The following is a 26,930-nucleotide window of genomic DNA, read 5'->3' as shown; positions in this document are numbered from 1 at the left end:
GGGAGACAAGAACCAGTCATCACTGGTAAGTGATCACCTTTCACTGATCAATCCAGTTTTTAGAGCGTTCTACTGCTTTTTGCCAGATTTTAAAGTTAGCTTGAGCATCTGCTGAGTTTTTACCTGGTTTAAAAATTTGGTCGACTGCACTACTAGAAACTAAACTACTATAATCATCCCAGAAACCAATCGCTAAACCTGCTCCAAAAGCTGCACCTTGGGCGGTAGCGTCTACGACAGCAGGACGTTCTACAGGAATACCCAAGACATCTGCTTGAAACTGCATCAAAAAATCATTTTGAGCAACACCACCATCGACTTTTAATAATGATACAGGTGTATCACAATCTAAATTAATCGCGTCTACCACCTCTTTGACTTGATAAGCGATCGCTTCTAAAACTGCTCTGACCATGTGTTCTCGTTTGACACCACCAGTAATACCTAAAAATGCTCCGCGAGCATTCATATCCCAGTGAGGCGCGCCCAAACCACTTAAAGCAGGAACGAAATAAACTCCATTAGTATCGTTTACTTGACGGGATAAAGTATCTGTTTCAGCAGCCGAATCAATTATTTTTAATCCATCACGCAACCATTGAATACAAGCTCCTGTGGTAAACATTGCTCCTTCTAAAGCATAATGTACTTTACCATCCTGTTTCGTCCAAGCCACTGTAGCAAGTAGTTGATTTTGTGAGCGAGTAATTTGTTCTCCTGCTTGAGCAACTAGAAAACAACCAGTACCATAAGTACATTTTAGTAAACCAGGGCGATCGCATCCATGGGCAAATAAGGCTGCTTGTTGGTCGCCAAAAATCGCTGTAATTGGAATTGCTGCACCGATGAGTTCTGGATCAGTTGTGCCAAAACTACCTATACTTGGTTCAATTTTGGGCATAATCTGTCTAGGAATGCCAAATAATTCTAATAAAGCTTCATCCCAATCGAGAGTTTCTAAATTCATCAACATAGTTCTACTGGCGTTACTATGATCGGTGGCGTGAACTTTTCTTCCTGTTAAATTCCAAAGAATCCAAGTGTCTACAGTTCCAGCAAGAACATTATCCCAATTAATATCGGAATAATTTTGTTTAACCCAATCTAATAACCAAGCAAGTTTAGTAGCAGAAAAATAAGCATCGAGAACTAAACCAGTTCTTTCTTGAATTTCTGATGCTTTACCTTGTTCTTTTAATTGATTACACAATTTAGCTGTACGACGATCCTGCCAAACAATAGCTTTATGTAAAGGTCGACCTGTTGTTTTATCCCAAAGTAAACAAGTTTCTCTCTGTACAGTTAAACCAATGGCAGCTACACTAGAAGCCGAGATTTGATTATTTGCTAAAACTTTTTGCAGACAATTAAGTGTATCTTGCCAAATTTGATTAGGGTCGTGTTCAAGCCATCCTGGTTGGGGATAGTATTGAGTAAGTTCTTGATAAGTTTGACCTGCAACTTTCCCTTCTCGATCAAAAATAATTGCGCGGTTGCCTGTCGTTCCTAAGTCAAGAGCGAGGATGTATTGAGTTGTCTGATTAGTCATTAGTAAATAAAATTTGAATTCTTCAAAGCCATCACGCTAAACATGACTGTTACCAGATTTACCAAGTTTAAGGTTACTTTTCACTAACTGCTTAGTTTTTCTTTAGACAAATTTTCTTCTGTTCTTTTGAATAGTTATATTATTTTGACGGTTAACAGACTTGATCTCAATAAAAGTGAAAAAGCGATCAATGTTCTTGCTAAGGAAACTGACCGCTTTATGAAATTTTGGAACTGGGAACAACTAGTTCAATTATATTATATGATTAAAAAATCAACATGACAAGACTGATTACTAGTTTACATCAACCTAATTTGTAGTAAAAATCTAGCAGGCTTTATTTGAGGCAGGGCCAACAAGACAAATATAAGGCTCAGTTAAATAACGCTGTGCAACTTGCTGTACTCTTTCTGCAGTAATTTTTTCAATTTGTTGTTGAAATTCTTGGTCATACTGTAAACCTAAACCCAAACTTTCATACCAACCATAAATTTGAGCAATTTCACCATTAGTTTGTTTTCCCAAAGCATATTGACCTAATAATTTGTTTTTTGCTCCTTGTATTTCCGCTTCTGTAAGTTGATGTTCACTTAAACGGTCGATTTCTGCTTTTAACCCTTCTAAAGCAATTTCCGTATTTTGGGGTGCAGTTCCCATATAAGCGATAAAAGAGGAAGATTCTAGGCGAGTAGGATAAAATGCCGAAACATCGTAAGCTAATCCCCGTTTTTCTCTTAATTCCACAAACAGACGACTAGAAAGACCATTACCCAAATAAGTACTCAATAACTTTAAGACAGGATAATCATCATTTTTTACTGCTGCACTTAAATAACCCAACATAATAATCGACTGTTGAGTGTCTTGCTCAATTACTAATTGAGTAGGTAAAGAGTTTAATGGTGGTATGGTGGGTAAAATTAGAGGGTGAGGGGGAACTTGCCAATCACCAAATACTTCTTCAACTAAAGCAACTGCTTTTTGGGAGTTAATGCGACCTGAAATACTAATAATTAAATTATCAGGACGAAAATAGGTTTGGTGATATTGTTGCAGATGAAAGCGATTTAGTTGGGTAACAGTCTCTTCTGTTCCCAAAACCGAAACTCCATAAGGATGCTCGCCATACATCATTGCTCGTAATTGGTTAAAAGCAACGTTGAAAGGCTGTTCTTGTTGAGAACGAATACTTTGAATAGTTAATTTTTTTTCTAATTCTACTTCTACTTCAGGAAAATCAGGCGATCGCATAATTTCTCCTAACAAGTGTAGCATTGAGGCAAAATCTGCTGCTACAGTCTTAATAGAAAGTAAAAAATAATCAGTAGTAACATCTGCACCTAAGCTAGCTCCAACTGATTCTATTTGTTCGGCAATCTCAAGGGCAGATAATTTTTCTGTACCTTTGGTAATTACGGCTGCAACTAGATGAGATAAACCAGCTTGCTCTCGACTTTCCCAGATTGAACCCGCGTTTTTGAGAAATAAACGCCCAGCTACTACATCGGCAGCTTGGTTTTCTACAGCAATTAGAGTTATTCCATTAGATAAAACAATTGGCTGAATCTGTTCATTGGTTTTTGTCTCAGACAAAAAAGACATCGTTTAATTAATATTTGAGGTTGAAAATCTATATTACAGATGACTATAAACTAACAAGGAACAAGAGTGGTAATCGCATAACGTTCAGGAGAAAGATACTGATTAGCAATTCTTTGCAATTGGCTGGCTGTCAGTTGATTAATCGTTTTTGTGTAGCTTAAAGCTTGCTCGGCTGTAGCAATCGTATTGTAATAACCATAAATTCCAGCTAGTTGTCCTGGGGTTTCTGTAGAGAAAATATAATCATTACAAAGAAGACGTTTGGCACGAGCTAATTCGATTTCAGAAAGAGGTTTAGTTTGTAATTGATAAATGCGATCGCATATATTTTTTTCTACCTCTTGTAAATTATCCGATTCTAACCAAGCACTAATTGTAAATAAACTTGAATCTCGTTGAAGCGAAAACTCGCTAGTAATATCTAGAACTAATTGTTCTTCTTCTCTTAGTTCCCTGACTAAACGAGAACAACGACTACCAGCTAAAATAACAGACAATAAATCTAAGCCAATGCCATCTACTAAACAATCAGAACCTGCTCCCAACCAAGCCATTGCTAAACGAGCTTGTTCTATTCTAGGTAGCTGAAGTTCCTGACGACGAATATCAATTAAAGGAGGTTCAGCTTCAATGCTATGGGGAGGACATTCAGAACGAACGCTGAATTCTGCAAAAGCATCTGCTACCAAAGATAAAGCAACTTCCTGAGCAATTCCACCAATCATTACCACAGTCATATTTTCTGGCTGATAGTGGGTGCGATGAAAACAGCGCATTTGATGAGGGGTATGTTGAAGTAACAATTCCTCCTCTCCCAAAATTGAACGTTTGTAAGGGTGATGTTGATAAACGTTTTGACATAAAGCTTGAAAACCAATCCAATCAGGATCGTCATAGCTAGAACGAATTTCTTCTAAAACTACATCTCGTTCTCGGTGAAATTCCTCGTCGGGAATAGAAGCATGAAGTAAAATATCGGCTAAATAAGGTAAGGTATCCGATACATAAGATTCTGCTGTAGTCAGAAAAAAATGGGCATAGTCATGACTTGTAGCTGCATTGGCTATTCCTCCATTTTGCTCAATTACCCAATCAAATTCTCCAGTGGCTACCCGAGGCGAACCTTTAAAAATCATATGCTCTAAAAAATGAGCCATTCCTGACCATTCTTGTGGTTCGGCACTTGCTCCAGCTTTAATCCAAATATCCGTTACTACCACTGGTGTAGCTGGTAGATATTGATGAATTACTGTCAAGCCGTTCTCTAATCTAAAAATATTAGCTGGAAATTCTAATTGGTCGAGCCGTTCCGATAATTGTTGCATTAACAAGCTACATTTTGTGCAATATAAAAAAATATCGTAGCGTTTTTAACAAATGCTACTTGCTAAATTTGATACAGAAATTAATTTGCTCTTGCTGAGGTAAGAAATTATTAGCATAATAGATAATTTTTTCGTTTCTAGTTCTTTTAAACAATTAGAAAACCCGACCAAACGCGATCAGGCGTAGCCTGGCGCAGAAGCGATCGCGCTGGCTATACTTTCGTGTCGCATTATTCACGCCCCAAATCAAAAATTTTCAGAAGTGAGTTAAATCATAAGAGCAACTTTGAACGCTATGGAAATATTCGCTCTTGGTATGTGACATCTCTCGCCTCCTTCTAGGGGGCGAGCTTCCCAATATCGCTACTGAGTATTCCTCCCCTACGCCACTTATCTAGAACCATGTTCCCCGACAGTACGACGCTCGACTCGAATGGTGCGGAACTTGCTTGCGCACCCGCTCGCTCGACTTGAGAGGCAATTTCTTGCTTTTCCAGTGTCCCTGGATACGTGAGTGCCTGTCGCCCGAATTTACTTCGGGCGTTTATAAGGCACGTTTCTATTCCTCGATTACACAATTCTTGGGCAGATGCAATATCCCGATTGACTTCATACCTACATTCTGGACATGAATGCAATCTATCCGACAATTCTTTTCTTACTTGAGTACGACAATTAGGACAAACCTGCGAACTTCCCCGATGGTCAACCTCACCTACGAAGACATTTCTTCTTTTGCCTACATATTTGAGTATCGAACGGAATTGTCCAAATGCTGCATCTATCTATTGTGTGCTTACTTAAAAATCCTTTTGCCATGATACGGAAGTCAATATCTTCAACAAATATTGTATCCGCCATATCACACAATTTATGCGCTAACTTAAACTGGTAATCTTTTCTTTTGAACGCAATATGGTTATGCTGTTTTTCTACTTTCTTCCTAGCTTTTTCGTAGCAGTCCTGCGGAGGGAAACCCGTCCGCACGGAACTGTCGGTCTAGCCTAAAGGCATAAGGGAATTTCCGCTGGGTTCTTTAACACAATTGCAATAAGTCAATGCTAGTTTTATGGATAGCGATCTAAAACAATTACACGACCGCGATTTTAACCTCTGGATTGAAAATATAAAAATCAAAATTCAAAAACAGGATTTCGATGACATGGACTGGGATAATCTACTTGATGAAATAGATGATATGGGAGCAAGCCAGAAAAGAGCTTTAGATAGTTATATGCAAAGACTTATAGAACATATTCTCAAGCTTAAATACTGGCAATCTGAGGTTGAACGTTGTCGTAATGGTTGGATGGTTGAAGTAACAAATTTCAGGAGTAGCATTAACCGTATTTTGAAAAAAAATTTTAGTCTTAAAAATTATCTAAATGCTGAATATCAAGATCTTTATCAAGATGCTAGTAAAGCAATGGCGTTACTTTTTGAGATGCCAAAAGATAATTTTGTGGCAGTAGATAAAATTATGCAAGACAATTATTTTGGCTAAAACTACCTTTCTCTCAAAAAAAAGTCTCAATTAATTTAAGAAAATAAATAGTTAACCGCTACGCCGTCTTACCTCAGCTTATGACCTGGGAAAACCAGGTGGGTACTCACGCTGTCTGCATCCATTTCCGAGTACAAGCTCGGTCTACTTCTGCTGTCAATCTGTAAGCTCCCTCATAAGTCAAACATAGATCAACAAACTATATTGGCAGTCACCAACGTAGCAGTGTAACTTTCTATATGATTAATAATTTTTGAGTTTTTGGCAAGTGTTATTTTGCTTTCGCTTTCTTTTCGATCAGAACGATACTATGAAGGATGTAATCAAAGGCGAACTTTCAACTAAATCAAGGTGGAATTAAAACACGTAATCATTGCTTATAAAGCAGGAGACAGTGAAAGTAAAACATGGGCAGAAAGATGTGCCAAAGAATTAGAAGCGCGTCAATGTCAAGTATTATTGGGACCAAGTGGCTTTAAAGATAATCCTTATCCAGTGTTTTTAGCTTCCGCTAACACCATCAAAATCGATCTGGCAATAGTTTTGGGTGGGGATGGTAGTGTTTTAGCAGCAGCACGTCAGCTTGCTCCTGAGGGTATTCCGATTTTAGCGGTTAATGTCGGAGGTCATTTAGGATTTTTAACCGAACCGTTCGAGTTGTTTAAAAATACAGAAAAAATTTGGCAACGTTTAGAATCTGATCTTTATGCCGTTGAAAAAAGAATGATGCTAGAAGCTGGTTTATACGAAGGAAGTCGTACCGAACCCCAAATAGTCAGCGAAAGATTTTTTTGTCTCAATGAGATGTGTCTGAAACCCGCCAGTATAGATCGGATGCCTACCTCAATTTTAGAAATGGAAGTCGATGGAGAAATAATCGATCAATATAGTGGTGATGGTTTACTGGTTGCTACTCCCACAGGTTCGACAGGATACACTGCTTCTGCTAATGGTCCAATTTTACATCCAGGAATTTATGCGATCGCAGTTACTCCGATTTGTCCCCTCAGTCTTTCTGTACGTCCGATTGTGCTTCCTCCAGGTAGTATCGTTAGCGTTTGGCCTTTAGGTGATTATGAAGTCAATACCAAGCTTTGGACGGATGGTTCTCTAGCTACGACAATTTGGCCTGGACAAAGAGTAATTGTGAGAATGGCTAACTCTCAAGCAAAATTTATTATTTTACGAGAAACTTATTCTTTCTACCAAACCTTACGCGAAAAATTACATTGGACAGGAACCAGAATTCACTACCAAAATAATGGTTCAGGAAAAATAATCAATTAATCAACTATAACTTAGACATTTTTTGAATTAGAGAAGTAGACAAGTGCAAAAACAAAAATTATTTAATCACTTCAGTAAGATAATCTTGAGTCTTTTGTTCTTTTTATTGGTTTTAACTGTTCCTAGTCAAGCTCAACCCAACTTTAATAACTGGTCTTCTGCTCCCATCATCACTGATAGTTGGCAAATTTTTCAATCAAACGAAGTCACGACAAAAACAGCACCAGTAGTTTTAGATGGTAGAGAGTTATTTCGAGTCAGTGCTTCAGGTGGTTATGCTGCGATTGAAAGAGCAGATTGGATTGCTACCCAGTTGCAAGTTGCAGTCGACTCCAATAAGTCATCCGAATTAACAATTGAGACACGTAATCAATTACCAGTAATTTTTTTAAATGGTGAACAGCTTTTGACTGTAACCAATCAAGATAGTTTCAAAGGAGCAATTTTACAAGAAAGAGCGCAATTTTGGAGTGAAAAAATTCAACAAGCTATTGAACAAGCTCAACTAGAAAGAACGAGTAACTATCTTCAGCAACAATTGAGTGTTTCTTTTTTTATTTTATTAATAGCTTTAATTTTATCTCGTTTTATTAAACAATTAGAAACTTACCCTGTTCGAGAAGCAATCCAAAGAATTATTCCTGGAATAGCTAAAAGAAATAGAACCAAATCTTCAAATCTCACTACTTTATATCGTCTTAAATTAGGTTTAATTCAATTTATTTTGTGGGTTTCGGTCTTTTTGATAATTACAGAATTTTTTCCCTTATTAAGAAGTTGGCGATATAAATTTCTCAACTTACTAATAGGAAGTATGACTAATTCTTGGTTTAATCTAGGAGATAAATCTTACTCGTTTTTAAATTTATTAATTCTAACTGCTTTATTTTGGGGATTAATCATTCTTTCAGGAAATTTAACTACTTTATTGCGGACTAGAATTTTGCAAGCAACTCGAATGAATCGAGGTTCGCAGGAAGTTATTTCGACCATTCTTAAATATAGTTTAATTTCAATTGGCACTATTGTTTTATTACAAATTTGGGGATTAAATTTAAGTTCTTTAGCTTTAATTGGTAGTGCTTTAGGTGTGGGTATTGGTTTTGGTTTTCAAGAAATTGCCAAAAACTTTGCCAGTGGATTAGTTTTATTATTTGAAAGATCTGTTCAAGTAGGAGATTTTATTCAAGTCGGACAACATTTAGGAACTGTAGAAAGAATAGGAGCAAGAAGTATTGTTTTAAAGACTTTAGACAAAATTTCTATCATTGTGCCTAATTCACGTTTGTTAGCAGATGAAGTAACTAATTGGAGTCATGATAATCCAGCTTCTAGATTACATTTACCTGTAGGAGTTGCCTACGGTTCGGATGTTGAAAAAGTCAAAACTGCTTTGTTGAGAGTAGCAGAAGAACATCCTGAAGTATTGCGTTATCCCCAACCTCAAGTTTTTTTTAATAGTTTTGGAGAAAGTTGGTTAGACTTTGAGTTGTTGGTTTGGACTTCCGATCCTAGTCGTCAAGTTCGACTTAAAAGTGATCTTTATTTTCAAATTGAAAAGATTTTTAAACAGCAGGAAATTAAAATACCTTTTCCTCAAAGAGATTTGCATTTACAAAATGCTAATTTACCCATAACTCTTTCTCCTCAATTAGAGAATTATTTATTACACTTTTTAAAAAGTTTCGCATCTCAACAATCTCGAAATGGCAAAAGATAAGTAGGTTAACTTAATAGACTTGACGTTGTTTTCTGTTCCGTTGCTATCTTATCGACATTTTTCAAGACTTTTATCAAATCTGGAGATCAATTCATATCTATGAGAATTTTCATGCTGAGTGAAGTGGGATTTCAATTTCTTCTACTCACCACGCAGCATAGGCTGAAAATCGAGAACAACAAGCAATTTTAGCTCAAATTTTAGATATTCAAGGTAACTTACAACGAGAAACTTGGCAGCAAGCTGGTAAAATTTATCGAGAAAATAATAATTTAAGTCTAATATATGTAAGAGATTAATAGTTGAATTACCGCAGCAATAGATGACAACGAAGCTGTTTCATTGGGGGTATGATAACCAGTGGTAGGGATTTGAAGAGTAGTACCGTTGATTTCTCCATTGGTAGCTGCAACAATTCGACCCAACTCAGTGCGACCTAGTGAGAGAGGTTTGCTTCTGCCAATGTTTTGAGCCTCGATATAAGCATCTTTATAGCTATAGGAAATACCTAGCTGATGACATTTTTGTTCTAACTCAGTTGTTAATTGTTGAGCAAAAGCTCCATTGGCATCTTGACGACGAAGTACAATTTGTTGAACTTCTGCTGCTTCACGAGTAGGATAAGGACTTGTATCCAAAACCAGCAGACGCTGTGTGGTTAAATTTTGACGTTTAAACCAAGATAGTGCGTAACGCCAACTTCTTCCTGCTTCTTCTTGTGCCGTAAATAATGCAGTTCCTTGAAAACCACATCGAAATAAATAAATCAGAATAGCTGCACTAACTACATTGTCTAATTGAGCAGAAACACAGCCATTAGATATTTGTAAGCGGTCAAGAAAAGAAACTGGTGTACCTGGTTGCAAAAAGTCTAAACCATCCAACTCAAAAATCAAATTTTTTCTAGCTGGACAAATATACGATCGCTTGATGTATCCTTGACCTAAATAAGTTCCTGTATAAGGTAAGTGAGCTTGAACAAGTTGCCCAGCAAATCGATTTTCAATCGTCTGCATCATTTGTTCGGAAACTGAATCTCCAGTTAACTCACTTTGGTTACTGGAAATAAAGGCTGCATATTGAAATTCGTTAGGACCAGTACACAATAAACCGTGTCGATCAATATGTGCAGAAAGAACTAAATCCTGCGGTTGGTTTCCTTGAGCGACCAAAACACCATGATAATACTGAACTTTGACCTCAATTTCTTCTAATTCTCGACGAAGTACCCGAAAAAAAGAGTCTTCACTACCAACAACAGAAGGTTCACGGATTAATAATTGCAGAATATTTAAAAAATCGTTTAAATCCTGATCGCTTTCTATCTCTTGTGTTGTTTGGGAAATACTTTCTGAAGCGGTTAATTTTAGAGTACTCATAAGTTATCTATCCGCGTATCTAAAAATAATTTGCTGCTACGTCTGAAAGCGTAGTTAGTTTTCCCACATTACAAGAAAGTAGAGACTTAATATGTTACGTCTGTACAAAAATAAATCTAAAGCGATCGCTTTTTGTCCTCATGCCAAAATAAATTCATACTTTTGGTAGAGATAAAAATTTCCTTTATTTAGGTATATATAGGTGTAAGTTTTTACTCAATTAATTATCATGCAGAGTATTGTTTCTCAGTCTCTGACTCAACAAATAGCGACAGAAGCTATTAATTTTTACCAGCAAAATATTTCTCCTTATAAAGGCTTTAGTTGTCCTCATCGAATCTTACACCAAGGAGATTCTTGCTCAGAATATGTCAAAAAACTATTAACCGAGCAAAGTTTAATTTTAGCTATTGAAGGTTCTCTACAAAGATTTCGTGATTGTGCCGAAGCTAGTAAAACGCTACAAAATCAATCTAGTAGTGGTTGTATAATTATTCCTTGTTGTATCCCTATTTAATTAAATTAAAAATTATGATTAATTGGAATTGGAAAAGGGGAATCGCCCTAGGATTAAGTGCTTTTGTATTATTTACTACTGCTACTAGTTTAACTGGCTGTGAATTTCCAGGTGCAGAAATAGAGGAACGAGAAGGTGGATACGATGAAGAAGAGGAGGACGATGATTAAGTGTTGTGTTGAGCTTTAGATGCGATCTCGGCAAAGCCGAGGCGCGGAGCGATCGCGTTTCAACCTTAAGTATATATCAGTTGCTAATTACTAATTACTAATTATGAGGGATGAATAATTAACCATTAACACTCAATCAATATCTTAATAAAATGTGGAACTAATGAGAAAATTTCGGAGAAAATTGAGATATTACTCTTTTTTTCATCCATGTTCATTAGAATCCTCATCATTAAACTTATTGTGATCCTGTTTCTAACAGGTTGTTCGATTGGCACAAGTACAAAAAACATTCATCTCAAATACGGTAATCCCAGTCAAGCTAATGTTCAAGACTTCAACAACTATCTACTAGAAAAACCGAGTTATGCTCTTTCTTACAACTGTAGTGAAGGAATACCGAATTGGGTGAGTTGGCAATTAAATGGTTCTTGGTTAGGAAGTGTAGAGCGTTCTAATGATTTTAGACCAGATGTAGAGTTACCTGATGGTTGTTATACTGTGCGTCCATCCGATTATCGAGGTACAGGCTATGATAAAGGACATCTAATTCCTTCAGGCGATCGCACTATCTCCCAGGCAGATAATAGCACTACTTTTTTAATGACCAACATGATTCCCCAATCTCCAGCTAATAATCGGGAAGTATGGCGGGAACTAGAAGAATATAGTAGGAAGTTAGCAAATGAAGGAAAGGAATTATATATTGTCGCTGGAGGAGAAGGAAAAAAGGATGTAATCGCCAAGGGTAAAGTCACTGTTCCTTCTTATACTTGGAAAGTAATTTTAGTCTTAAATAATGGTAAAGTCGAGCAAACTATTGCCGTTAAAATTCCAAATACTGAAGAAGTAGCTAGAACAGATTGGCGAGATTATATTGTTTCGGTAGATGAGATTGAGCAAAATACTGGTTATGACTTCTTTTCTACTCTCAACAGAAATATTCAACAAAAAATCGAAGCCAAAGTCTATCAATCAGATTATGTTTCTACTACTTTGGTAGATAAACCAGCCAAAGAACCAGACTCAGTTTTACCTAAAAGGTAAACATCAATTTCAACTTCTCCAACACGGTAAACTTTAATTTCTTGTAAATGGGTTTGCAATAAATTAACTAATGCTTGATAACGTTGACATTCTGCTAATTCTTGAGCATTGTACCAATCTTGTGCTTCTGTAGCTGGTTGGAAAAATTGAGCTAGTTCTTTAACTTCAACCTTAGTTGATAAATCATGACCAGTTCTTTGTAATAATTTAGACGAGTCGAGACAGTTGAGATTTTCCCAATAAACGATTTCAAAAGGATAATCTGATTCACTCAGCCATAGTAAACCTTCTGATGCTTGTTTAAGATGGTCGATTAATTCACTGTCTTTCATCTACATTCCTGAAGTAGTTTGTTGAAATAAAGCTGCAAAATCTTTTGTAACCTTGGCATCGGGAGCATCTTGAGGTTTAGAAATCAGATCAAAAGCTTTATTACGAGCATAGGGTTCTCTTAAAGCTTGCACAACTACTTCAGCAACATCCGCTCTAGGAATAGAAGTAGGAATACCGTTAGGTGGATCATTGAGTAAGGTGTCATTTTTACCGACTAACAACTCTCTAACTCCACCCTCTTGATCGAGTAAACCACCAGCACGAATAATAGTGTAATCGATGCCCGAATCAATTAAATACTGTTCCGCTTTACGTTTCCAAATCAGGATGTTACCGTTACCCATTTGATTAAGGGGATGATTGGGATTAGTTCCACCCATCGAACCTACCAAAACAATGTGTTCTACTCCTGCTTTTCTAGCAGCATCGATTTGATTTTTTTGACCGTAGTAGTCTACTATTTCTGGCATAGCATCCGATTCGTAACCAAATTGAGGACGTTCTCCTGGTTGAGGAGGTGCTTTCATTTGAGGTACAGCACTAGTAAGAATAACTAAAGCAGAACAACCTTCTAAAGCTGTTTCTAAACTGGATTGATCTTTGATGTCTCCCAAGAAAAAATTTTCTGTTGAGCCAAATAGCTCTTCAACTTTTAATAAGGATCTTGTAAACCCAAATGCTTGAAATTGCTCGCTTTGTTGACGTAATTTCTTCAATACTAGTGAACCTGTTCTTCCTGTTGCACCTGTAACTAATATTCGTTTAGTCATCTTTATTTTTATATTTATAGAATTTAAACATCAAGATCTTTCATCGCTAGACGAATTTGCTCTAAACGTCTACGGTTCACTCCTAAATCTGATTCTCCAACCCGAGAAGCTGAACGGATATGAATGACTTGCTCATCAGTGGGAAAATAAAATTCTACATCGTCAATAAATTTGAAAATGCGACTTTTAGATAAAGCGTAAATATAATTGTCTGTCTGTTCAATTACTTCGGTACGAGGAACTACTGTCAGCACTTTCAATAAGGCTTCACGTGCAGTGTCAAAATCGGTGTGATAAGTGATGGGTAAGATAGCATGAGAATCATCAGCATTCTGACTGACAACACAATTAGGTGTTTTAGGACAGGGAGATAAAAAACCATCCTTTATCCCCAAACTAGAAGAAACTGCCCATGTAGGTTGAGAAAAGATTAAACTGCTAAAAATAGTGATGAATATTCCTAAAATAATTGACCAAAGACGATGCACTTAAAGTTTGCTCCTATTTTTGATGGTTTTGATCGCCCGTACCGTAAAACAACACAGACGATCTTTTACTTTTGTTTATTGTCTTTTATTCTGGGTCAAAAGCTGAAGAAAATACTTCTTTAAGACTTTTTGTTGATGATGATACTGGTTCACTCAAATCATTTTCTTTATCAATTGCCCAAGCAATTTCTCCTCCTTTTCTGATTCCTACGCGAGTAAAAACAAACCCTGCATCAGTAAACTCCTGTCCATAACCTGTCACAGTTTTTTGAGATAATCCTAGTAAATCGGCAACCTCTGAGGTACTGAGTAACCAATCATTTTGATAAGCTTCTTCTAGCTCTCTTAGATAATTTAAACGACTTCTCGGCGCGGGCATCAAACGTTTAACCACTGCTTCAACCACACTGACTAAGACCGAAGGTTGAAGGGCAACGATTGGTTCGTTGCGATTGTGCATCTCATAAAATGGATTGGTTGCCAATTCTGGAGTTGCTACCGCTACTAGTTGATAATCTGATTGTTGTTTAATAAATTCTGAAGTTAACCCACCTTGTTGAAGATGAGAGTGTAAGCGGTCTAATAACTGTAATTGAGCATGATTAACAAAGGCTTTTCGACCCTGTTTGATTGGTTCAATCTGTAAGTCTTTAAGCCTGTTATACAGATTAGAACGGGCAATGTCATAACGAGAAGGGAGTTGTGATAAGGGAATTAAGTCAACTTCCATCTTGATTCACGTCCAGGACAGTCCAGGACAAAAAACTTCTCTTAATTATTAACACATTAATCAGTTATGAGCAGAGGGGAATTTTTCAATCAAGATGAGTTAAAAGCTTATTTATTCTGAATTTGACACTCGTTGTCGTTTAAGAGACGCGCAGAAATATCTTAATTATTTATTTTTCTAAAGCCACTTCAAAGTCTCATAAAGAATTTAACAAAATGGTTAATCTTGTAGAGTTCTTAACAATTATGGCATAAGCTAGAAATTTGCGACTTTTCAGCAGGATTTAACTATTGATGCTTCGGATTGCTCCATTTTTTAGCAAGATATTGTGGCAAATAATATTAATAACAGCAGTTCTTAGTTGGAGACTTCTGTTAGAACTTAATCTAAGCGGTAGAGGTTGGAACGAGGTTGATGTGCTACCTCTGGCAAAACAGTATGCTGATCCCGCTTGGATACCTCAAGATTGGTATCTTAATCAAGCAGCCGGCTACAGGTTATTGTTTAATAATTTAGCGGGTTGGTTAATAGTTAACTTTGGCTTTTTGGCTACTTCTATTATTGGTCGTTTGATTTGCTACTGTTTAGTTGCAACTGGATTGGTTTTAATCGGGCAAAAATTAAAATTAAGTTTACCATTTCTTATCTTAGCTACTATTTGCTGTACTTATCTGGGTTATGGTCAAGGAGCGATCGCGGGTGAATGGTTTGTTGGTGGATTAGAAGCTAAAGCATTTGCCTATGGTTTAATTTTGATTGCGGTCGCATTTATGTTGAGAAGGCGTTATTTGGTGATGACGCTTTTTTTAGGATTAGCTACTTCTTTTCATGTTTTGGTAGGTGGTTGGGCATTTTTAACTACTTTAGGATGGCTTTGTTTTCGTCCCAGTACTCGCTTGTCTAAACTTAAAGAGATTGGTTTCTTATTATTATTGATTTACTGTGTTACTAGTGTTTTTGCTATTCCTGCTGTGGCGCAACACTTATTAGAATCAGAATCTACATCGGCATCGACTGCTTCAATTTCTTTTTCACCATCTTTTATTTACGTTTTTCTAAGACTTGCTCATCACCTCAACCCTTTATCTTGGGATATTTTTTCCTGGATCAAATTAATTATCTATCTTCTACTTCTTCGTAGAAGTATGATGCTGCTTCACAGTCAAAAAGATCAGCAAGAAATGACTAGAGTAAATGTGATTCGCTTGGAGTTAGGAGAATTTGCCCTAATTAGTCTGATTCCTTTTCTAGGAGGACTCGCGATCGCACTTTTTGATCGCCAAGGAAATTGGTTACAGTATTATCCTTTTCGCTTCGGGGATGTAATGTTACCAATTATTGCTTGTTTGTTAACTGCTTGTACACTGGAATCCTATTTGTCTAAATCTAAAAAATCTTTAAAAAGATTAGTCAATCGAATTTTAATCGTAATTTTGCTCATTCAAACCGCTATTTTTATTTATCAAGCAGTCAGCTTACAACAGTTTCCTACAGTCCAACAAGATGTTAACCCACAGTGGAAAGCAATGAGTAATTGGATCCGCGAACATACACCAAAAGATGCTGTAATAGTTTCTCATCCAATCGAGTTGGTTAATTTTTCCTGGTTAACTGAGCGCGGTACAATTGCTAAAGTTAAACTTTTTCCTCAGACTGATCAAAAGATTTTAGAGTACTATCAACGCATTGATGATCTTAGTGGTAGTTCTTCTCTAGAAAAATATATAACTCAAAATAAATTAAATAAAAGAGAGTTAATGAAATTTATCAGTGATGGATTTGAGAATTTGAGTACAGATCAAGCAAAGGCATTAATGAACAAGTATCAGTCTCAATATTTTCTCACTACGCTTAAACAGCACTTAGATCTAGAAGTAGCTTATCGTTACGATCCTTATATTCTTTATCACCAATCGAGTAGTAGCGATCGAGGTTGATTTAAACTTGGTTTACGTGAACTACCGGGCAGCGTAATCTTTGATTCGCTGCTGGCTTCCAAATTCATCCGCAACGTCAACAACAGTTGACTTACGCCCCCTGGGTTGTCTTACATTGCGTCCTTTGGCAGTCTCCCCCGTTCCAGAGGAGAATAAAATTCTCATATTTACTTTTTACTTTGATCCTTCGCTGTCGCTGGCTGACGCTTCGCGCTTTTTACTTAATCTTTGGTAACTGGTAATGATGTACCTCACCAAGAGCGAGAAAGGCTATAGTTAGCGATAGTTGACATTAATAGTTATTTTTTCAATCCAACAAAATAAAATTATTTTGCTGAGAATAATTGATTTTATTTTCAAAAAACAATTGCTCAAGCCAACGAAAATTTCAATTTAAGCAAATCATTCTTTGGACATATTTAAAAAATTAATTTTCTTTTTATATTAATAAAATAACTATCTTAATAAACTCTCACCAATTAATTACAAAAAAATTATTTGAGCGATTACCAAAAGAGTTGATTGCTTTTAAGTTATGGATAACAAACAGGAAACAAAAGATTTTCCCGTCTTAGGATTAGTCTGTATTACAGCTTCATCAGAAGTACGTTTTCGTACCATTACTCGTCGGGTTTTATTAAAGCTTGAAATTAAAGAACAAGAACAAAAACTTCAAGAAATATATGAAGCAAATATAGACCGATTACAACAGGCGATCGCTTTTTGTCAAAGAGAAAAAATTAGATTATATCGCATGAGTTCTAATTTATTTCCTTTTGCAGATACAAATATTGGTAAAGATGTCTTAAATCAATTAAGTCATAAGCTTAACCAAGTAGGTAATTTAATCCAAAAATCGGGGATTAGATTGGTACTGCATCCCGATCAGTTTGTGGTTTTAAATTCTGATTCCCCTGAAGTTATTCAAAATAGTATAAGAATTCTCCAAACCCATGCTCATATTTTCGATTTATTGCAATTGCCTCGTTCTCCTTGGGCATTGATGAATATTCATGGCGGTAAAGGCAATCGCGCTGAAAGATTGCTCGAGACTGTTAACAATTTATCCGATTCAATTCGTTCTCGTTTAAGTTTTGAAAATGACGAACATACTTATAGCGCAGCAGAAATTCTAGAAATCTGTCAAGCAACCAAAGTTCCTATGGTATTCGACGCACACCACCATATTATCCATGAAGAATTGGATAGTTACGATCATCCTAGTGTAGGAGAAATGCTCGCAGCAGCAAAAACTACTTGGGAAGTTCCTCAATGGCAATTGGTTCATATTTCCAACGGACGCGATCGCTTTTTAGATTCTAAACACAGCGATTTAATTACCCAAATGCCTAGTAGCTTTCGTAATGCACCTTGGATTGAAGTCGAAGCAAAAAAAAAGGAACAAGCGATCGCAAAAATTCGCCAAGAATGGCTTCAATCAGTTAAATATTTTTAAAAAACTAACCTCGCTCAAATTAACCATGAATAAAAACATAATTTTAGATAATAAAGAAACTCTTCGAGGCATATTTGCAGTTTCCATGATTATCGCTGGAATCACACATTATTTGGCGCCCTATCAATATATAAAAATAGTGCCATCGGTTTTACCCTATCCCGACGCACTTGTTTATATCAGTGGTTTTTTTGAAATTGTCGGCGGGATTGCGTTACTAATTCCGGCCCTTTCTCAAGCTGCTGCTTGGGGCTTTGTTTTATTACTAATTGCAGTATATCCAGCTAATATCAACATGGCAGTCAATCACATTCATGTCGATCATATACCCGATAGCAATTTACTACAAGCAATTAGATTACCATTTCAGTTTGTTCTAATTGCCTGGGCGTGGTGGTTTACCAAAGAACCAAAAAAGATCAACAATATTTAAAGTTATTAGTTTTCTGATGAAGATGTAAACATGGTAAATAATTCTTCTCCTGTCATGTTCTTGGTTTGATTAGCAAAAGAATAATATTTCGGCTTTTGTTCAATAAATACTTGAAGATCGAAAATAAGACCTTCACTATTATCAAAAATCCCTACAGGTATATAGTAATGGTTATTTTGTTTCAATCTATAAAATAGATGGCTGCCACACTTGTTACAAAATCCTCTCTCTGCCCATTCTGAAGATTGATAAACTCCAATATTCTCTTCACCATCGAAACTAACACCATCGTTACATTCGACTCCCAACAAAGCTCCTCCACCCCACTTGCGACACATACTACAATGACACGCTGCTACATGAGGATTCATACTAGTTGTGGATATATTTACTGCTCCGCACAGGCAGCTACCTTTGGCAACATTTCGTTCAGACATTTTTTTCTCTTCGGTAAAATGTTGGATTGATTCTGCTAAGTTCTTTATACTCCTGGTGAGACTAATTAGTAAGGTTCTACGCGGGCTGAAGCCCGATAGCTTTCAATAGCCCTGAGTCATCCCTATCCAAAGAACAGAAAAGCCTCGAACCTTCAGGCTGCCTTACACTCAGCCCCAGTGCTTGAATCATCAAGCTTCCATTCCAATCAGCATCGCCATGCCACAAACAATTACTGTTAACACACTTGAAAGATTTTGCAGAACGCAAACCAATATGAAGACAGCGATAGCAGGTTTGGCTCGTGTATTGTGGCGGTACTGCCAAGACCTCAACGCCGTATTTAATTCCCTTGTATTCCAGAAACGAACGAAGCTGGTAAAAGCTCCAGCTATTGCTGAGTCTTCTTTCTCGCTTAGATCTTGGCTTTTGATTAGTTCTGTCTCTAATTCCCGTCAAATCTTCGATGCTAACAAGAGCATTACTTTTGAGTGCTTGGTTGATTATGGTTTTGCTGATATTGTGGTTAACCCATGCCTGAAATCTTTTCTCTCTCATCGACAACAGTTTCACAAGCCGTCTGCATCTACGCCGACTACTTCGTGTGCCTTTCGATGCCTTCTTTTGGAGAGAAGCACGAATTTTAGAATATTTATCTCTAACTTGAGTTATTTGTTTCCCAGACCATTTCTGATTATTAGATGTTACAGCTATATCAGTTCGTCCAAAGTCTACCCCTATAACCTTATTAGAGCTAATTGGCGATTGTGGTTCGTCTTTAACTTGTATATGGATGTAGTATTTCCCGTCACGATGTTTACAAAGTTGAGCAGAAGTAGGGTTTCTACCTTTAAGCTTTCCTCTTTGGTAATTCCCAATATCCAATGGGATATGGTATCTGCCACTGAGCAAAGTAAGACTAACCGATTCGTCTTTTTCTCTGTAGGCAAAAATTCGAGCGTCGTAATCAGCACTTGTAGGAGCAAACTTTTTAACTGGAGAGGCTGTGTGCAGAGGAAATCTCCGCACCTTGTAAGCCCCGTGGTTGTTCTTCAACTTGGCTGTTTTACGATTAGCCCCAACTCTGGCACAAGCTCTAACAGCAAGATTTGCACTCAAACCAAACTTTTCGCGCAATGTCTGGTAAACCATATTTTGAATGGTTGTTTTGCTGGTTATGTTTGGTTTAACTTGCTCGTTGGCGTAGTTACAAGCGTCAGCAAAAGCAAAAAGTGTTGCTTCAATTTCTTGAGCAATTTCTTTAGTGGGGTTAAGCTTGCAAACAATCGTCAATACTTGTTCCATAAGGAAGATTATATCACATATGAAACAAAAAGGAGGACGGCTAAAGCCTCTCTACTCTTCCTCCACTGCCGTTAAAAAAGCGTGGCTCAGGAGAGCAGTTACACCCTGCCTTGCTTTCCTCCCTCAATAAAGTTGAGGGAGGAAAGCAGGAAGAAAATATGAAAGTGCGATCGCTTTTTTGATCCAACTTCTGCTGTTTTTTTTAGCCTAAACTAAGCGTGATCAAACAATTCCTTGAGATGGCATGATGAAAACTCCTGTTGTTTTGCTAATTTTCAATCGCCCCAATACAACTGAAAAAGTGTTTGAAACTATCCGTCAGGCAAAACCACCAAAACTGTTAGTAGTTGCTGATGGAGCTAGAAGCGATCGCCCTGGTGAAGTAGAAAAATGTCATGCAGCTAGAAAAATCATTGATCGCGTCGATTGGGACTGTCAAGTTTTGACTAATTACTCTGAGGTTAATCTGGGCTGTAAAGTAAGGGTTTCTAGTGGCTTAGATTGGGTATTTAATCAGGTTGAAGAGGCAATTATTTTAGAAGATGATTGTCTGCCTCACCCTACTTTCTTTCGTTTTTGTGAAGAATTGCTTGATTATTATCGAGATGACCGACGCATCATGGTAATTTCTGGTGATAACTATCAATTAGGGCGTAAGCGCACTAACTATAGCTACTATTTCTCTCGCTACAATCACTGCTGGGGTTGGGCAAGTTGGAGACGAGCGTGGCAACACTATAATCTTGAAATGAAACTCTGGCCACAAATTCGGGATGATAACTGGCTGCAATCGATTATAGAAGAACCGCACACAGCAAAATACTGGCAGAAAATTTTTCAAAATGTCTATGAGGACAAAATTAATAGTTGGGCATTTCGCTGGACATTTGCTTGTTGGCTTCAGAGTGGTTTAACTGTTCTTCCTAATGTAAACTTGGTAAGTAATATTGGTTTTGGTTCAGAAAGTACTCACACCACAAAAGCTAAAAATATTTTTGCTAATCTTGCTGTAGAAGAGATGGATTTTCCTCTTCAACATCCACCCTTTGTAATTAGAGATGCTCAAGCTGATCGCTTTACTCAAAAGTATAACTATACTCTTCCTCTAACCAAGCGTTTAATTAATAAGACTCAAAAGGTTTTTAACCAGTATTTTTCCTAAACTAGATTAGGATTAATAGTATTTTTAGTGTTGCCAAAGATTAAAACCTGCACCAACTTAGATATCAACTGATGACGATCAATCTCAACGAACTCATTATCAATGGTAAATGTGTTTGTACTGAAGCGCAAATCCAACAGATGCAGCAATTACTATCATCCTGCCCTAATCATTCACCATCAGTAGAACAAATGTGGCAAATGCTAGATGAGGTTTGGGATCGACTTGGTTGTGATAACGAAAATCTTGATTGGGACAAAATTTCTGCTTTCTACAATCATCCAGTCTGGATTTTAAATGGTTTATTTATCGAACAGCATGAGCTATCAAAACAGCATCGTCAGTGCATATCTAACTGGATCAATCTTCATAGTGAAAAAATTCAATCTGTCGTCGATTATGGTGGAGGCATGGGAACTCTAGCTAAATTAATTGCAGAAAATAATCCCAATCTTAGTATAGATATCTACGAACCCTATCCCAGTCAAGTAGCCATTGAGCGATTAAGTACCTATCCTGCTGTTCAATTCATTGACAAGCTAAACAGCAACGCCTATGATTGCCTCGTTAGTACCGATGTCTTAGAACACGTTGTCGATCCTCTTAATCTATTTGCTCAGATGATCGATTCTGTCAAATTAGGTCGATATTTAATTATTGTTAATTGTTTCGATCCAGTGATTAAATGCCATCTGCCGAGAACTTTTCATTTACGTTATACATTTAAAATATTCGCAAAATTAATGGGACTCAAATCGATTGGAATTTGTCCAGGAAATCGTCATGCTAATGTATATCTTAAAACAACCGATCAATCCTTCGATTGGCAGCAAATCAGAAAAGTAGAAGCACTATCAAAATCTGTCTACCCATTACTAAACTGGCTGAATCAAAGCTATAAGGGTTTGAAACAATACGTAAGATGAAAGTAACCCATGTCAATAGATCTGATAGTGGTGGAGGAGCAGCAATAGCAGTTTATCGATTACATCAAGGATTGCTGAATCTAGGTATTGACTCCCAAATTCTAGTTGATGATAAAAACAGCGATGACTATACCGTTATAGGTTCACCCAGTATATTTGGCAAAGGATGGGGTAAGATTCAATCCACTCTAGATAATTTACCTTTGCGTTTTTATCGGCATCGCGATCGCGTTCATTTTTCTCTACAATGGTTACCCAGTAAAATTAATACTCGACTAGATGTGATCGCTCCTGATTTAATTCATCTACATTGGATTGGTGGTGGTTATTTTCCCGTCGAAAAAATTGCTCAATTTAACCGTCCTATCGTTTGGACACTACATGATATGTGGGCGTTTACTGGAGGTTGTCACTACAGCCAACAATGCGATCGCTATAAACAATCTTGTGGTCAATGTCCGATCCTCAAAAGTAACCAAAATTGGGACTTTTCTCGTTGGTTGTGGCAACGTAAAGCTAAAGCATGGCAAAATATCGATTTAACAATTGTTACCCCTAGTAAATGGTTAGCTCAGTGTGCTAATGCTAGTTCTCTATTTAAAGACTCACGAATTGAAGTCATTCCTAACGGTTTAAATATTAAAAAATATCGACCTATTGATAAACAGCTAGCTAAAGATTTGTTGAATTTACCTCAAGATAAACAGATGATTTTATTTGGTGCAATTAGTGCCACAAGAGATCCACGCAAAGGTTTTAACCTGTTACAAACTGCTTTAAAGTACTTGAGTCTATCAACATTGCCAGAGCGAAGCGAACTTGTTGTGTTTGGTTCATCGCAACCTGTACAGAAATTAGATTTAGGTTTTAAAACTCATTATTTAGGTTATCTTTATGACGAGCTTTCTTTAACTATTGCCTATGCTGCTGCTGATGTGATGGTAGTTCCTTCAACTCAAGAAGCATTCGGACAAACTGCTTCTGAAGCCCTAGCTTGTGGTACTCCTGTGGTAGGATTTAACGCAACTGGTTTACAAGATATTGTCGATCATCAACAAAATGGCTATTTAGCAACACCATATGACCCTGAAGCTCTAGCAAAAGGAATTGCTTGGATACTAGAAGAAAACCCAGAGCGTCGGCAACGTTTATCAATTTGTGCTAGAGCCAAAATAGAACAGCAATTCACCGTCGAAAGACAAGCTCAGACATACCTCAAACTTTATGAAGATATTTTAGTAAATTGTAATGCAACTAAATTTAAGTAGAAACTACAAACAAAATATTTTAATTAATAAAAATGATAAAGCTATTTTCCTCTTTTTTGGTTTGGCTTTATGGGTCTTTATTCCTATTTTGGGTATTTTTCCCCTCATCTTTTTTATTCATCTTAATCAAAAAGAAAAAAGCAAACTAAATTTTGTCATTTCCTTACTAGTAATTCTCACAATTACTATTTTTGTTTCTTCTCTAGATATTATTTCTGACCTGGCAGTTTATGTTAATAATTACAGTAAATTAGGAACTCAAAATCCTTTTGAAATTTCTGGTTCTCAACAGCTTGAATTTGTTTTATGGCTAATTAGCTATCCAGTGTATTTAATTTCTGGTGGCTCTAACTATGCTTTTGTGTTTTTCTGGTCTTTTGTATTTAATGCTCTTACTTTTTGGGTAATTGCCAAAGGATTTTCTCGACAAAATTACGGCTTACTTTTATTGTTTATTGTTTCTAATCCTATTTTTATTAACTTTCAGGGTTTTTTAGTTAGGCAATATTTCGCTACTTTACTTTTTTTAATTGCCGTTATTAATCTTGATAAAAAATTAGTAATGTGGGGAATTTATTTATTTAGTTTGGTTACTCATTTAGCAAATATTATTTATCTTCCTTTGTTGCTGCTTTACGATAAAGCACGTCTATTTAAAAACAAAATTTTTATGATTTTAATCATTGCTGCTGGTATAATTTTACCTTTTAGTAGCACTATAGTTGTAGACCTTGCAGACCGCATTGCTGGATTGTTACCAGCAGAATATGGTGCAATAATTCTGTCTAAAACTTCATATTATGGTAGAGAACAAACTACTGAAGCTGGAATTCTTGTTCCTTTGCTAGAAAACTTATTGATTTTTGTACTGATTTTTGCTTTTTTAAGAAACACCAAATTTAAAACTGCTCAAGAAAAATTTCTTTATTTTTTGTATCCTGTATTAATCTTTGTTATGTATATAGGCAAAGATATTCATATGTTTTCTAATCGAGTAGCTTTTTTACTTTTTCCTTTAAGTGGAATTTTTTATTATTTCCTGATCGAACACAAATGGATCATCTTCAAGCGATTTATTTTGACATTTTTAATTATCATCAAAATTATGTATTTTAATTATTATCTATACAATATTAGTATAGGCAACAATGTATTTCATTTTTTGAATGACAACGTATATAATTCTAGTATTTTTGAATACATAGAAAATGCATCTCATAATTTTGTTAACGACGTTAAAATTAAAGAACTTCCTAATCGCAGTTTTATTTAGCTTGAAATATTGCTAAAAATAAACTTGATGAGATACATTCAATACTTTCGTTTTTGTTAATAGTTGATTATTAATTGCAAGTAATAGCTTAGAACTTATAAATTTAAATAGTAATTTTTGAAGTTTAAACTTGAGAAAAAAAGCTTTTGATTGAAATCAATCCTTAACAATTTAATCAAAGAGTAGCTAATATTGACACAAAAATAATGTACAATCCTTTAGTTTCAATAATTACTGTAGTTTTTAATGGCGAAAAATATTTAGAACAAGCCATAGAATCAGTGATAAATCAATCTTATCAAAACATAGAATATATTATTATTGATGGTGGTTCTACAGATGGAACAATCGAGATTATTAAACAATACGAAGATAGTATTGACTGTTGGATTAGTGAAAGCGATCGCGGTCTTTATGATGCTATGAATAAAGGAATTGCTTTAGCTCATGGAGAAATTATTGGCATTTTAAATAGTGATGATTTATATTTTCAAGACACAGTTTTGGAAGTGGTAAAAGTATATCAAAAGTTTCAAAATCCCTGCGTTATTTACGGTAATATGCTGAAGTTTAACGAAGAACAGGGAAAAGTATCTTGGCATCAAGGAAATTTAACCGCTCAGGCTTTTAAAACAGCCAAAATTGTGATCAATCATCCTACTTGTTTTGTACAGCGATCGCTTTATGAACAATTTGGTGGATTTAAACCTGAATATGAAGTAGGTGCAGATCGAGAATTAATGATGAGATTCCACAGTCAAGGTGTAATTTTTATCAATACCAATCAAACTATCGCTAAATTTAGACTAGGAGGCACGACTTCTTACCAAAGTTTAGTGAGTATTTTTAAGCGAGAAATTATCCAAGAATATAAATTACTAAATGCCTATGCAATTAATAAAACAAGAATTGCAATTGTCTTATCGAATAAAGTAATTCAAGCCTTCAGAAAATGGTTATTATATAAACTTTTGGGAGAAAAATTAACGAACCAAATTATTATGTTATACGTTAGCAAAAAATTTACCCTTCCCAGTCAATAATGTATCTTGCTGCGGGAAAAGAAATAGGTAAAGACTATTCATAAATTGTCCGTAAACCAGTTAACAATTAACAATTAACCATCAACAAAAATCCGGGTATTAATGAACTCACGAAAATAAAAAACACTAAATAACAAATTAACCATGAAACTGGCTTTTTTAGCAGGGCAAAATTCAATCCATACTGTACGCTGGGTAAATGCAATGGTAGAGAAAGTGAGTGAGTTACACTTGCTAACTATGCATCAACCAAAAGATCCTATCGATCAAAGAGTTAAGATTCATCAATTACCTTACAAAGCTCCTCATGGCTATTTCTTCAACCTCAAGCACCTCAAAAAAATCCTAACCAATCTTCAACCTGATTTATTACACGTTCATTACGCTAGTGGTTATGGAACTTTAGGTCGTCTAACTGGTTATCATCCCTTAATCTTATCGGTTTGGGGTAGTGATGTTTACGATTTTCCTGCAACCAGTTTCCTACACCGTACGTTAGTAGCAGCTAATCTTCGTCAAGCTGACTGGGTATGTTCTACTAGTGAAGTAATGGCAAAACAAACTCTGTCTATTTGTCCTGAACTTCCCAATTTAAGTATTACACCCTTTGGAATTGATATCGACAAGTTTAGCCCCAGATCTACATTAAGAGATAAAAATTATTTAACTGTAGGAACAGTAAAAAGATTAACTTCCAAATATGGTATTGATATTTTACTTAAAGCCTTTGCTCATGCTAGAACAATGGCAATTAATTATCATCCCGAAATTGCTAATCAACTTAGATTAATGATTGTGGGTGATGGTTCTCAAAAAAAAGAACTAGAATCTTTAGCAAAACAATTACAGATACAAAATATCACTAATTTTGTGGGTGCAGTACCACACGAACAAGTTCCTCATTATCTGAATCAAATGGATATCTATGTCGCAGCTAGTCGTTTAGATAGTGAAAGTTTTGGAGTAGCAGTTTTAGAAGCTTCAGCTTGTGGTTTACCTGTAGTTGTTTCTAATGCAGGAGGTTTACCAGAAGTTGTAGCAGATGGAGTAACTGGTTATATTGCTCCCAAAGAAAATGTTCAAGCTACAGCCAAAGCAATTTTACAACTAATTCAAAACGATCGCGACCGCATTTTAATGGGTTTAGCAGGAAGAAAACTAGTTTGCGATCGCTATGTGTGGCAGAATAACGTAGAGCTTATGCAACAAATTTATCAGAAACTGTTGTCTAAAACCAAAAATATTTCACTGAATTAAGAGGAATTATCTGA

25 protein-coding genes, 1 other RNA gene and 1 pseudogene are annotated in these 26,930 nt (G+C 36.1%); 15 read left to right on the top strand and 12 right to left on the bottom strand.

Features of this window, described 5'->3' with window-relative positions; translation table 11 throughout:
- Positions 1–40: 40 nt before the first annotated feature.
- The 4 genes and pseudogenes from glpK to STA7437_RS27140 all read right to left on the bottom strand — a co-directional run.
- Positions 41–1,549, bottom strand: a complete 1,509-nt coding sequence (gene glpK / locus STA7437_RS15680) for a glycerol kinase GlpK (RefSeq protein ID WP_015194362.1) — start codon at positions 1,547–1,549, stop codon at positions 41–43.
- Positions 1,550–1,876: 327 nt separating this feature from the next.
- On the bottom strand, positions 1,877–3,151 hold the full coding sequence (locus STA7437_RS15675) for a M16 family metallopeptidase (RefSeq protein WP_015194361.1): 1,275 nt from the start codon (positions 3,149–3,151) through the stop codon (positions 1,877–1,879).
- A gap of 50 nt (positions 3,152–3,201) precedes the next feature.
- Positions 3,202–4,476 (bottom strand): M16 family metallopeptidase, encoded by a 1,275-nt coding sequence (locus tag STA7437_RS15670; RefSeq protein WP_015194360.1) that lies wholly within the window; start codon positions 4,474–4,476, stop codon positions 3,202–3,204.
- A 338-nt stretch (positions 4,477–4,814) separates the two neighbouring features.
- Positions 4,815–5,433 (bottom strand): annotated as a pseudogene (locus tag STA7437_RS27140) (RNA-guided endonuclease InsQ/TnpB family protein); the annotation flags it as partial.
- Between the two features lie 112 nt (positions 5,434–5,545).
- On the opposite strand from STA7437_RS27140, the gene STA7437_RS15660 reads away from it, so the two are divergent.
- Positions 5,546–5,980: a DUF29 domain-containing protein gene (locus tag STA7437_RS15660; RefSeq protein WP_015194359.1), complete on the top strand. Its 435-nt coding sequence runs from the start codon at positions 5,546–5,548 to the stop codon at positions 5,978–5,980.
- Between the two features lie 48 nt (positions 5,981–6,028).
- On the opposite strand, the gene ssrS is transcribed toward STA7437_RS15660, so the two are convergent.
- Positions 6,029–6,212: non-coding RNA, 6S RNA (gene ssrS / locus STA7437_RS25545), on the bottom strand.
- A 119-nt stretch (positions 6,213–6,331) separates the two neighbouring features.
- Here ssrS and STA7437_RS15655 point away from each other — a divergent pair.
- Entirely contained in the window at positions 6,332–7,267 is a 936-nt protein-coding gene (locus tag STA7437_RS15655) for an NAD(+) kinase (protein WP_015194358.1), read from the top strand.
- Positions 7,268–7,310: 43 nt separating this feature from the next.
- Entirely contained in the window at positions 7,311–8,987 is a 1,677-nt protein-coding gene (locus STA7437_RS15650; RefSeq protein ID WP_015194357.1) for a mechanosensitive ion channel family protein, read from the top strand.
- A 278-nt stretch (positions 8,988–9,265) separates the two neighbouring features.
- Here the strand turns inward: STA7437_RS15650 and STA7437_RS15645 are convergent, their stop codons facing one another.
- The gene (locus tag STA7437_RS15645; RefSeq protein WP_015194356.1) at positions 9,266–10,366 is read right to left on the bottom strand and encodes a zinc-binding metallopeptidase family protein; all 1,101 of its coding nucleotides are present in this window, start codon (positions 10,364–10,366) and stop codon (positions 9,266–9,268) included.
- 229 nt (positions 10,367–10,595) lie between these two features.
- Here STA7437_RS15645 and yidD point away from each other — a divergent pair, with 229 nt between their 5' ends.
- The 3 genes from yidD (at position 10,596) to STA7437_RS15630 (ending at position 12,100) form a co-directional block, all read left to right on the top strand.
- Complete coding sequence (yidD, locus tag STA7437_RS15640; RefSeq protein ID WP_015194355.1) at positions 10,596–10,883, top strand: membrane protein insertion efficiency factor YidD; 288 nt, start codon at positions 10,596–10,598, stop codon at positions 10,881–10,883.
- 14 nt (positions 10,884–10,897) lie between these two features.
- Positions 10,898–11,053 carry a hypothetical protein gene (locus STA7437_RS26615; protein WP_015194354.1) on the top strand — a complete coding sequence of 52 codons (156 nt, stop codon included), beginning with the start codon at positions 10,898–10,900 and terminating at the stop codon, positions 11,051–11,053.
- A gap of 210 nt (positions 11,054–11,263) precedes the next feature.
- A complete protein-coding gene (locus STA7437_RS15630) occupies positions 11,264–12,100 on the top strand; it encodes a DNA/RNA non-specific endonuclease (protein WP_015194353.1) in 837 nt (278 codons plus the stop codon).
- Here STA7437_RS15630 and STA7437_RS15625 read toward each other — a convergent pair.
- The 4 genes from STA7437_RS15625 to STA7437_RS15610 all read right to left on the bottom strand — a co-directional run bounded on the left by STA7437_RS15625 (position 12,034) and on the right by STA7437_RS15610 (position 14,421).
- Positions 12,034–12,432 (bottom strand): nuclease A inhibitor family protein, encoded by a 399-nt coding sequence (locus STA7437_RS15625; protein ID WP_015194352.1) that lies wholly within the window; start codon positions 12,430–12,432, stop codon positions 12,034–12,036. The genes STA7437_RS15630 and STA7437_RS15625 overlap by 67 nt on opposite strands.
- Complete coding sequence (locus STA7437_RS15620) at positions 12,433–13,203, bottom strand: SDR family oxidoreductase (RefSeq protein WP_015194351.1); 771 nt, start codon at positions 13,201–13,203, stop codon at positions 12,433–12,435. It lies immediately after the preceding gene.
- A 23-nt stretch (positions 13,204–13,226) separates the two neighbouring features.
- Positions 13,227–13,691 (bottom strand): DUF1499 domain-containing protein, encoded by a 465-nt coding sequence (locus tag STA7437_RS15615; protein WP_015194350.1) that lies wholly within the window; start codon positions 13,689–13,691, stop codon positions 13,227–13,229.
- Positions 13,692–13,776: 85 nt separating this feature from the next.
- Positions 13,777–14,421 carry a hypothetical protein gene (locus tag STA7437_RS15610; RefSeq protein WP_015194349.1) on the bottom strand — a complete coding sequence of 215 codons (645 nt, stop codon included), beginning with the start codon at positions 14,419–14,421 and terminating at the stop codon, positions 13,777–13,779.
- 293 nt (positions 14,422–14,714) lie between these two features.
- Here STA7437_RS15610 and STA7437_RS15605 point away from each other — a divergent pair, with 293 nt between their 5' ends.
- The 3 genes from STA7437_RS15605 (at position 14,715) to STA7437_RS15595 (ending at position 18,247) form a co-directional block, all read left to right on the top strand.
- Entirely contained in the window at positions 14,715–16,358 is a 1,644-nt protein-coding gene (locus STA7437_RS15605) for a DUF6798 domain-containing protein (protein ID WP_015194348.1), read from the top strand.
- A 535-nt stretch (positions 16,359–16,893) separates the two neighbouring features.
- Positions 16,894–17,814 carry a UV DNA damage repair endonuclease UvsE gene (uvsE, locus tag STA7437_RS15600; RefSeq protein ID WP_015194347.1) on the top strand — a complete coding sequence of 307 codons (921 nt, stop codon included), beginning with the start codon at positions 16,894–16,896 and terminating at the stop codon, positions 17,812–17,814.
- Positions 17,815–17,839: 25 nt separating this feature from the next.
- Positions 17,840–18,247: a DoxX family protein gene (locus STA7437_RS15595; RefSeq protein WP_015194346.1), complete on the top strand. Its 408-nt coding sequence runs from the start codon at positions 17,840–17,842 to the stop codon at positions 18,245–18,247.
- A gap of 5 nt (positions 18,248–18,252) precedes the next feature.
- On the opposite strand, the gene STA7437_RS15590 is transcribed toward STA7437_RS15595, so the two are convergent.
- Both STA7437_RS15590 and STA7437_RS15585 read right to left on the bottom strand, forming a co-directional pair.
- On the bottom strand, positions 18,253–18,684 hold the full coding sequence (locus tag STA7437_RS15590) for a GFA family protein (RefSeq protein ID WP_015194345.1): 432 nt from the start codon (positions 18,682–18,684) through the stop codon (positions 18,253–18,255).
- A gap of 76 nt (positions 18,685–18,760) precedes the next feature.
- The gene (locus tag STA7437_RS15585; protein ID WP_015194344.1) at positions 18,761–19,987 is read right to left on the bottom strand and encodes an RNA-guided endonuclease InsQ/TnpB family protein; all 1,227 of its coding nucleotides are present in this window, start codon (positions 19,985–19,987) and stop codon (positions 18,761–18,763) included.
- Positions 19,988–20,234: 247 nt separating this feature from the next.
- Between STA7437_RS15585 and STA7437_RS15580 the strand changes: the two genes are divergently transcribed.
- From STA7437_RS15580 to STA7437_RS15555, 6 genes are all read left to right on the top strand, one after another.
- Positions 20,235–21,149: a glycosyltransferase family protein gene (locus tag STA7437_RS15580; protein WP_015194343.1), complete on the top strand. Its 915-nt coding sequence runs from the start codon at positions 20,235–20,237 to the stop codon at positions 21,147–21,149.
- Between the two features lie 71 nt (positions 21,150–21,220).
- Positions 21,221–22,075: a methyltransferase domain-containing protein gene (locus STA7437_RS15575; RefSeq protein WP_015194342.1), complete on the top strand. Its 855-nt coding sequence runs from the start codon at positions 21,221–21,223 to the stop codon at positions 22,073–22,075.
- Positions 22,072–23,343 (top strand): glycosyltransferase family 4 protein, encoded by a 1,272-nt coding sequence (locus STA7437_RS15570; RefSeq protein ID WP_015194341.1) that lies wholly within the window; start codon positions 22,072–22,074, stop codon positions 23,341–23,343. The genes STA7437_RS15575 and STA7437_RS15570 overlap by 4 nt, the downstream gene beginning before the upstream one ends.
- On the top strand, positions 23,324–24,616 hold the full coding sequence (locus STA7437_RS15565; protein ID WP_015194340.1) for an EpsG family protein: 1,293 nt from the start codon (positions 23,324–23,326) through the stop codon (positions 24,614–24,616). Before STA7437_RS15570 ends, STA7437_RS15565 begins: the two co-directional genes overlap by 20 nt.
- Positions 24,617–24,822: 206 nt before the next feature.
- Entirely contained in the window at positions 24,823–25,659 is an 837-nt protein-coding gene (locus STA7437_RS15560; protein ID WP_015194339.1) for a glycosyltransferase family 2 protein, read from the top strand.
- A 144-nt stretch (positions 25,660–25,803) separates the two neighbouring features.
- Positions 25,804–26,916 carry a glycosyltransferase gene (locus tag STA7437_RS15555; protein WP_015194338.1) on the top strand — a complete coding sequence of 371 codons (1,113 nt, stop codon included), beginning with the start codon at positions 25,804–25,806 and terminating at the stop codon, positions 26,914–26,916.
- Positions 26,917–26,930 lie beyond the last annotated feature (14 nt).

Source organism: Stanieria cyanosphaera PCC 7437, assembly GCF_000317575.1.
Taxonomy (GTDB): domain Bacteria; phylum Cyanobacteriota; class Cyanobacteriia; order Cyanobacteriales; family Xenococcaceae; genus Stanieria; species Stanieria cyanosphaera.
Note: the sequence above shows the minus strand (reverse complement) of the source record. Positions and strands in the feature narration are given on the sequence as shown.

Bases quoted from the DNA above. Each gene is read 5' to 3' on its own strand.
- glpK (WP_015194362.1), bottom strand. From the start codon at position 1,549: ATGACTAATCAGACAACTCAATACATCCTCGCTCTTGACTTAGGAACG.
- STA7437_RS15675 (WP_015194361.1), bottom strand. From the start codon at position 3,151: ATGTCTTTTTTGTCTGAGACAAAAACCAATGAACAGATTCAGCCAATT.
- STA7437_RS15670 (WP_015194360.1), bottom strand. From the start codon at position 4,476: ATGCAACAATTATCGGAACGGCTCGACCAATTAGAATTTCCAGCTAAT.
- STA7437_RS15660 (WP_015194359.1), top strand. From the start codon at position 5,546: ATGGATAGCGATCTAAAACAATTACACGACCGCGATTTTAACCTCTGG.
- STA7437_RS15645 (WP_015194356.1), bottom strand. From the start codon at position 10,366: ATGAGTACTCTAAAATTAACCGCTTCAGAAAGTATTTCCCAAACAACA.
- yidD (WP_015194355.1), top strand. From the start codon at position 10,596: ATGCAGAGTATTGTTTCTCAGTCTCTGACTCAACAAATAGCGACAGAA.
- STA7437_RS26615 (WP_015194354.1), top strand. From the start codon at position 10,898: ATGATTAATTGGAATTGGAAAAGGGGAATCGCCCTAGGATTAAGTGCT.
- STA7437_RS15630 (WP_015194353.1), top strand. From the start codon at position 11,264: ATGTTCATTAGAATCCTCATCATTAAACTTATTGTGATCCTGTTTCTA.
- STA7437_RS15625 (WP_015194352.1), bottom strand. From the start codon at position 12,432: ATGAAAGACAGTGAATTAATCGACCATCTTAAACAAGCATCAGAAGGT.
- STA7437_RS15620 (WP_015194351.1), bottom strand. From the start codon at position 13,203: ATGACTAAACGAATATTAGTTACAGGTGCAACAGGAAGAACAGGTTCA.
- STA7437_RS15610 (WP_015194349.1), bottom strand. From the start codon at position 14,421: ATGGAAGTTGACTTAATTCCCTTATCACAACTCCCTTCTCGTTATGAC.
- STA7437_RS15605 (WP_015194348.1), top strand. From the start codon at position 14,715: ATGCTTCGGATTGCTCCATTTTTTAGCAAGATATTGTGGCAAATAATA.
- uvsE (WP_015194347.1), top strand. From the start codon at position 16,894: ATGGATAACAAACAGGAAACAAAAGATTTTCCCGTCTTAGGATTAGTC.
- STA7437_RS15595 (WP_015194346.1), top strand. From the start codon at position 17,840: ATGAATAAAAACATAATTTTAGATAATAAAGAAACTCTTCGAGGCATA.
- STA7437_RS15590 (WP_015194345.1), bottom strand. From the start codon at position 18,684: ATGTCTGAACGAAATGTTGCCAAAGGTAGCTGCCTGTGCGGAGCAGTA.
- STA7437_RS15585 (WP_015194344.1), bottom strand. From the start codon at position 19,987: ATGGAACAAGTATTGACGATTGTTTGCAAGCTTAACCCCACTAAAGAA.
- STA7437_RS15580 (WP_015194343.1), top strand. From the start codon at position 20,235: ATGAAAACTCCTGTTGTTTTGCTAATTTTCAATCGCCCCAATACAACT.
- STA7437_RS15575 (WP_015194342.1), top strand. From the start codon at position 21,221: ATGACGATCAATCTCAACGAACTCATTATCAATGGTAAATGTGTTTGT.
- STA7437_RS15570 (WP_015194341.1), top strand. From the start codon at position 22,072: ATGAAAGTAACCCATGTCAATAGATCTGATAGTGGTGGAGGAGCAGCA.
- STA7437_RS15565 (WP_015194340.1), top strand. From the start codon at position 23,324: ATGCAACTAAATTTAAGTAGAAACTACAAACAAAATATTTTAATTAAT.
- STA7437_RS15560 (WP_015194339.1), top strand. From the start codon at position 24,823: ATGTACAATCCTTTAGTTTCAATAATTACTGTAGTTTTTAATGGCGAA.
- STA7437_RS15555 (WP_015194338.1), top strand. From the start codon at position 25,804: ATGAAACTGGCTTTTTTAGCAGGGCAAAATTCAATCCATACTGTACGC.